Raw genomic sequence first — 5,908 nt, 5'->3', positions numbered from 1 at the left:
GGCACGCGTTCGGGCGCGAGGTCGAGCAGGTCGATGCTTTCGATCCCGCATACGCCGCAGCCGGTGCGCCCCGCGAGTGCGCGGCGGCGGTCCTTCAGCGCGGCGAACGCCTGCTGGACGACTTCCAGGTGGACTTCCGCGTGCGGCAGCGGTGCGTCGGCGTGCAGGATCACCTCGATGTCCTTGATGTCGCTGCCGCGCGCGACGATCCCCTCCGAAATCGCGAAGCCGACCGCGAATGCCTCGAGGTCGCACGGCGTACACATCATCACCGCGTGCGAGATGCCGTTGAAGACGAGTGCGACCGGCCATTCCTGGCCCACGTAGTCGTGCGCGGTTTCGACGGCGTCGCCGCGCGTGCGGCGCACGGACAATTCGATCGCGCCGCGCGGTTCGGTTGTTTCGGTCGGATTCACGAGCACTCCCGTTGATTCGAAGCACGGGCAGCGGCAATCGTATCCGCCGCCCGCGCGCAGAGGTTCTAAAATACCTCAGGCAAGCCGGCCGCGCCGGTATCCGCCACATCAGGTAACGATCATGGGACTCAGCGACGCTCCACTGCTATTCGCCTTCGAACACGATTCGTCGGAAAACTTCACGTACATCCCGATGATCGTGCGTTTCAATCTCGACCGTTTCGGTCTGCGGATTTCACTGGAGCAGTGGCAGTTGCTGCCGCTCGAGGACCGCAAGCTGCTCGCGCGCTTTCCGGCCGACGAAGACACCGCGATCGAGCCCAACTTCGATCACGCGCTGTTCGAAATGCTGCGCACGCACGCCGATCTGGAACCATCGTGGTTCCAGCCGGACGAGCAGCCGACCTGGCGCGCCACCCACATCGTGCCGGAGTCGCTCGTGCAGCAGAGCGCGCTGGCCGGGCTGATGGCGCCCGAGCTCGCGCAGTGGCAGCGGCTCGCGCCGTTCCAGCGCTACGTGCTGGTGAAACTGTCGCGCAAGCCGAAGCTGAACCACGATTTCCTGCCCGCGATGCGGGAGTTCGGGCTGACGGCCACGCATTGACGCGGCCGTGTGCCGCGCGGTCGCGGCGCTCGCCGGTCAGAGCGGCGGCAGTTGCCGCGGCTTGCGGTCGGAGCCGGTCGCGACGTAGGTGAGCGTCGCTTCGGTAACTTTCACGATTTCGCCCATCAGGCGCATGCGCTGGGCGTACACCTCGACGTCGACCGTGATCGACGTGTTGCCGGTGCGCGTGATGGTCGCGTAGAAGCTCAGCAGATCGCCGACGAACACCGGTTGCTTGAACACGAACGAGTTGACCGCGACCGTCGCGACGCGGCCGTTCGCGCGCTGGCTCGCGGGGATCGAGCCGGCGATGTCGACCTGCGACATGATCCAGCCGCCGAACACGTCGCCGTGGACGTTCGCGTCGTGCGGTTGCGGGACGACACGCAGCGCGGGCTGTTTCTGCGGGAGTTCGAGGGTCGAATCGGTCATGGCGGGGGCTTTCATCCTGTAATAAACGTGCCGCCGCGCGCAGGCCGGCCGGCGAGGGCGCCGGCAGCGGCGCGAAGCGGCTTCTGCGACAATACAACGTCCGCAAATTGTACGAGAAAGTGAGCGAGCCGGCCGCCGATGCACGCGCCCGGCACCGCCGCCGATCCTTCCCCCATGCGCCGATTTCCTGCTTCCGGCGAGCCCGCGCCGGCTTCGACCGGGCCCCGCAACGACTGGCAGACCATCCGGTCGTTGCTGCCGTACCTGACCACCTACAAATGGCGCGTCGCGCTCGCGCTCGGCTGCCTGATCGGCGCGAAGGTCGCGAACCTCGGCGTGCCGGTCGTGATGAAGCGCATCGTGGACCACCTGTCCTACGTGCAGCAGATCACCGCGATCGGCCGCGCCGAACAGTCGGCCGGCATCGTGCTCGCGGGCGGCGTGGGGCTGCTGGTCGTCGCGTATGCGCTCGTGCGGCTGTCCACTTCGCTGTTCACCGAGCTGCGCGAGATCCTGTTCTCGAAGGTGACCGAGAGCGCGGTGCGCCAGCTCGCGCTGCAGGTGTTCCGGCACCTGCACGGGCTGTCGCTGCGGTTTCACCTGGAGCGCCAGACGGGCGGCATGTCGCGCGACATCGAGCGCGGCACGCGCGGCATCCAGCAGCTGATTTCGTATTCGCTGTACAGCATCCTGCCGACGCTCGTCGAGGTCGGGCTCGTGCTCGGCTTCTTCGTGGTCAAGTACGAGGCCTATTACGCGTACGTGACGTTCGCGGCGCTGGTCACCTACATCGTGTTCACCGTGAAGGTCACCAACTGGCGCACGCATTTCCGCCGCACGATGAACGAGCTCGATTCGCGCGCGAACTCGCGGGCGATCGATTCGCTGATCAACTACGAGACGGTCAAGTATTTCGGCAACGAGGAGTGGGAAGCGCAGCGCTACGACGAGAACCTGCGGCGCTACCGGAAGGCCGCGATCCGTTCGCAGAATTCGCTGTCGGTGCTGAACTTCGGCCAGCAGGCGATCATCGGCACGGGGCTCGTGTTCATCCTGTGGCGCGCGACGCAGGGCGTGCTCGCCGGCAAGCTGACGCTCGGCGATCTCGTGCTGATCAACACGTTCATGCTGCAGCTGTACATTCCGCTGAACTTCCTCGGCGTCGTGTATCGCGAGCTGAAGCAGAGCCTCACGGACATGGACCGGATGTTCGGGCTGTTGTCGGCCGCGAAGGAAGTGGCCGACCTGCCCGATGCGCAACCGCTCGCGGTGGCCGGCGCGCAGGTGCGCTTCGAGCACGTGAATTTCGCGTACGAGCCGGCGCGGCAGATCCTGCACGACGTGTCGTTCACGATCGACGCGGGCACGACGACCGCGGTGGTCGGCCACAGCGGCTCCGGGAAGTCGACGCTGTCGCGGCTGCTGTTCCGCTTCTACGATCTCGACCGGCAGGCGGGCGGCGCGATCCGGATCGACGGCCAGGACATCCGCGACGTCACGCAGGACTCGCTGCGCGCGTCGATCGGGATCGTGCCGCAGGACACCGTGCTGTTCAACGACTCGATCTATTACAACATCGCGTACGGGCGGCCGACCGCGACCCGCGACGAGGTGATCGCGGCCGCGCGCGCCGCGCACATTCACGATTTCATCGAAAGCCTGCCGAAGGGCTATGACACGCCGGTCGGCGAGCGCGGGCTCAAGCTGTCGGGCGGCGAGAAGCAGCGCGTCGCGATCGCGCGCACGCTGCTGAAGAACCCGCCGGTGCTGCTGTTCGACGAAGCGACGTCGGCGCTCGATTCGCGCTCGGAGCGTGCGATCCAGCACGAGCTCGACCAGATCGCGCGGCATCGCACGACGCTCGTGATCGCGCACCGGCTGTCGACGGTCGTGCACGCGCAGCAGATCCTCGTGATGGACCACGGGCGGATCGTCGAGCGCGGCACGCACGACGAACTCGTGCGCGCCGACGGGTTGTATGCGCAGATGTGGGCGTTGCAGCAGCAGCGCGCGGCGGCGGGCGGGGAAGAGGCGGAAGCCGCGTGAGCGGCAGTGCTGCGCGCGGGGGCGCGCAGCGGAAGGGGGCTTGCTCGATGGGCGGAGTCGGGCCGGCCGGATGATCCGGCAGGGGCTGGACCTGTTGATTGGTCAAGCCAACCCAGCCAGTTCGGCCAGTCAGCCGACCAGCCGACCAGCCGACCAGCCGACCAGCCGACCAGCCGACCAGCCGACCAGCCGACCAGCCGACCAGCCGACCAGCCGAACAGCCGAACAGCCGAACAGCCGAACAGCCGAACAGCCGAACAGCCGAACAGCCGGCCAACTGACCAGCCGCTCAATCAGCCGGCCGCTCAATCAGCCAGCGGATCGATCAACCCGACGACCAGTCAACCGGTCACCCCGCGGCGCGCAGCCGCGCGTCAAGCTCGCCCAGCTGCGCGGGCGTGCCGACGTTCTCCCAGATACCTTCATACAGTTCGCCGCTCGCACGGCCGGCTTCGATCGCCGCGCGATAGTACGGCGTCAGCGCGCGCCGCGTGCCGGGTGCGAGATCGCGAAACATCCGCGTGTCGTACAGGCCGATGTTGCCGAACGTGAAGCGCGCGGCGCCGTCGAGCGCCAGGCGGCCGTCGTCGCCGAGCGCGAAGTCGCCGGCCGGGTGGAACGGCGGGTTCGGCACCATCACGAGGTGCATCGCAGGTGTTTCGAGCGCGGCCATCCGGGCGGCGCGCGGCGCGAGCGTCCGGTAGTCGAACGCGCAGTAGACGTCGCCGCTGACCGCCGCGAACACGGCAGGCTGCCCGTCGCGCTCGAGCAGCGGCAACGCCTGCGCGATGCCGCCGGCCGTTTCCAGCGCTTCGCCCTCGGCCGAATACGCGAGCCGTACGCCCCAGCGCGAACCGTCGCCGAGCGCGGCCTCGATCTGCTCGCCGAGCCACGCGTGGTTGATCACGATCGTCTCGATGCCTGCGCGCGCGAGCGCTTCGATCTGCCACACGATCAGCGGCTTGCCGCCCGCTTCGAGCAGCGGCTTCGGACGGGTGTCGGTGAGCGGGCGCATCCGTTCGCCGCGCCCGGCGGCGAAGATCATCGCCGTGGTCAGGGTGTTGCTCATGTTCGGCCGGGTTTCAGGAGAGTCGGAACGGTCAGAACGTATAGCCGACGTCGGCCGGCGCGTTGCCCTCGAGTTCGTCGAGCAGCTTGGCGAACGGCACGAGCGGGCGGTAGCGCAGCGCGACCTTGCGCGCATACGTGATGAAGCGCGGCAGGTCGTTCAGGTAGTGCGGCTTGCCGTCGCGGTAGTTGATGCGCGCGAACAGGCCGAGCACCTTGATGTGGCGCTGCAGCCCCATCCATTCGAGCTGGCGGTAGAACTCGCCGAAATCGGGGGCGACCGGCAGGCCGGCCTTTTTCGCCTTTTCCCAGTAGTACGCGAAGCAGTCGAGCTCGAACTCCTCGTCCCAGCTGATGAACGCATCGCGCAGCAGCGACACGACGTCGTATGTCAGCGGCCCGTAGACGGCGTCCTGGAAATCGAGGATGCCCGGGTTCGGCTCGCAGACCATCAGGTTGCGCGGCATGAAGTCGCGCAGCATGAAACCCTGCGGCTGTGCGTGCGCGCTGGCGACCAGCAGCGCGAAGGTGCGGTCGAGCGTGCCGCGCATCGCGTCGGTGACAGGCTTGCCGAGGTGGCGGCCGACGAACCATTCGGGCATCAGCTCCATCTCGCGGCGCAGAAATGCCTCGTCGAACGGCGGCAGCACGTCGGGCTTCGACGTCAGCTGGAAGCGGATCAGCGCGTCGAGCGCGGCGCGCATCAGCGGCTTTGCGGCGGCCGGGTCGGCCGGATCGAGCACCGAGATGTACGACGTGCGGCCGAGATCGGTCACGAGCATGAAGCCCGCGTCGAAATCGTGGGCCAGTATGTCCGGCACGTGGTCGCCCGCCGCGGCGAGCAACTGCGCGACCTGGACGAACTCACGGCATTTTTCCGGCGGCGGCGCGTCGACGGCGATCAGCGTGCCGCCGGCGCTCGTGGCCGATGCGACACGGAAATAGCGGCGGAAACTGGCGTCCGACGAGGCGGGCGCGAGGGTCGACAGGTCAAGCGCGTAGCGCTCGGCGAGCGGGTGCAGCCACGCGGTGAGCGCTTCGAGGCGGGCGTCGGGCTGGGATGCGGCGGATGGGGGCGTCATGAAACTCGGAGGAGGGGGGAACGTCTTGCCATATAATACCCCACGACTTTTTTGACGCGCCCCGCGTCAGCTTTCCGCCGTGCAGGCTCGCCGCCTGTCGAGCCGTCACCCGATCGCCTCCCCGGTTTGCGCTCAGCCGCAGTCGCGGTGCGACGGCGCGGCCCGCCGTGCGCGAATGTGCCGCGTCGGCGCGGTTGACAAGGGGCGATTCGCCAAACGATAGATGCCGCCCAAACCGCTATTCCCGAATGTTTTCCCCG

The 5,908-nt window shown here is 67.8% G+C and carries 6 protein-coding genes; 2 read left to right on the top strand and 4 right to left on the bottom strand.

What is annotated here, in order from left to right; genetic code table 11:
• On the bottom strand, positions 1 to 422 hold a 422-nt coding region (locus JYJ84_RS26630; protein WP_374102135.1), incomplete at its 3' end, for a formate dehydrogenase accessory sulfurtransferase FdhD.
• A 115-nt stretch (positions 423 to 537) separates the two neighbouring features.
• Between JYJ84_RS26630 and JYJ84_RS26625 the strand changes: the two genes are divergently transcribed.
• Positions 538 to 1,020 (top strand): nitrate reductase associated protein, encoded by a 483-nt coding sequence (locus tag JYJ84_RS26625; protein ID WP_122946236.1) that lies wholly within the window; start codon positions 538 to 540, stop codon positions 1,018 to 1,020.
• Between the two features lie 36 nt (positions 1,021 to 1,056).
• Here the strand turns inward: JYJ84_RS26625 and JYJ84_RS26620 are convergent, their stop codons facing one another.
• On the bottom strand, positions 1,057 to 1,452 hold the full coding sequence (locus JYJ84_RS26620; protein ID WP_039360081.1) for an acyl-CoA thioesterase: 396 nt from the start codon (positions 1,450 to 1,452) through the stop codon (positions 1,057 to 1,059).
• 174 nt (positions 1,453 to 1,626) lie between these two features.
• Here JYJ84_RS26620 and JYJ84_RS26615 point away from each other — a divergent pair, with 174 nt between their 5' ends.
• Positions 1,627 to 3,498: an ABC transporter ATP-binding protein/permease gene (locus tag JYJ84_RS26615; RefSeq protein WP_122946235.1), complete on the top strand. Its 1,872-nt coding sequence runs from the start codon at positions 1,627 to 1,629 to the stop codon at positions 3,496 to 3,498.
• Between the two features lie 349 nt (positions 3,499 to 3,847).
• Here JYJ84_RS26615 and murU read toward each other — a convergent pair whose 3' ends face one another.
• Positions 3,848 to 4,567 (bottom strand): N-acetylmuramate alpha-1-phosphate uridylyltransferase MurU, encoded by a 720-nt coding sequence (gene murU, locus JYJ84_RS26610; protein ID WP_174955576.1) that lies wholly within the window; start codon positions 4,565 to 4,567, stop codon positions 3,848 to 3,850.
• A 31-nt stretch (positions 4,568 to 4,598) separates the two neighbouring features.
• Complete coding sequence (locus JYJ84_RS26605; protein WP_175221645.1) at positions 4,599 to 5,648, bottom strand: aminoglycoside phosphotransferase family protein; 1,050 nt, start codon at positions 5,646 to 5,648, stop codon at positions 4,599 to 4,601.
• Positions 5,649 to 5,908: the final 260 nt, after the last annotated feature.

The organism is Burkholderia sp. LMG 13014 (assembly GCF_905232215.1).
Lineage (GTDB): Bacteria > Pseudomonadota > Gammaproteobacteria > Burkholderiales > Burkholderiaceae > Burkholderia.
The sequence above is the reverse complement of the archived record's forward strand: the minus strand, read 5'-3'. Positions and strand labels throughout refer to the sequence as shown.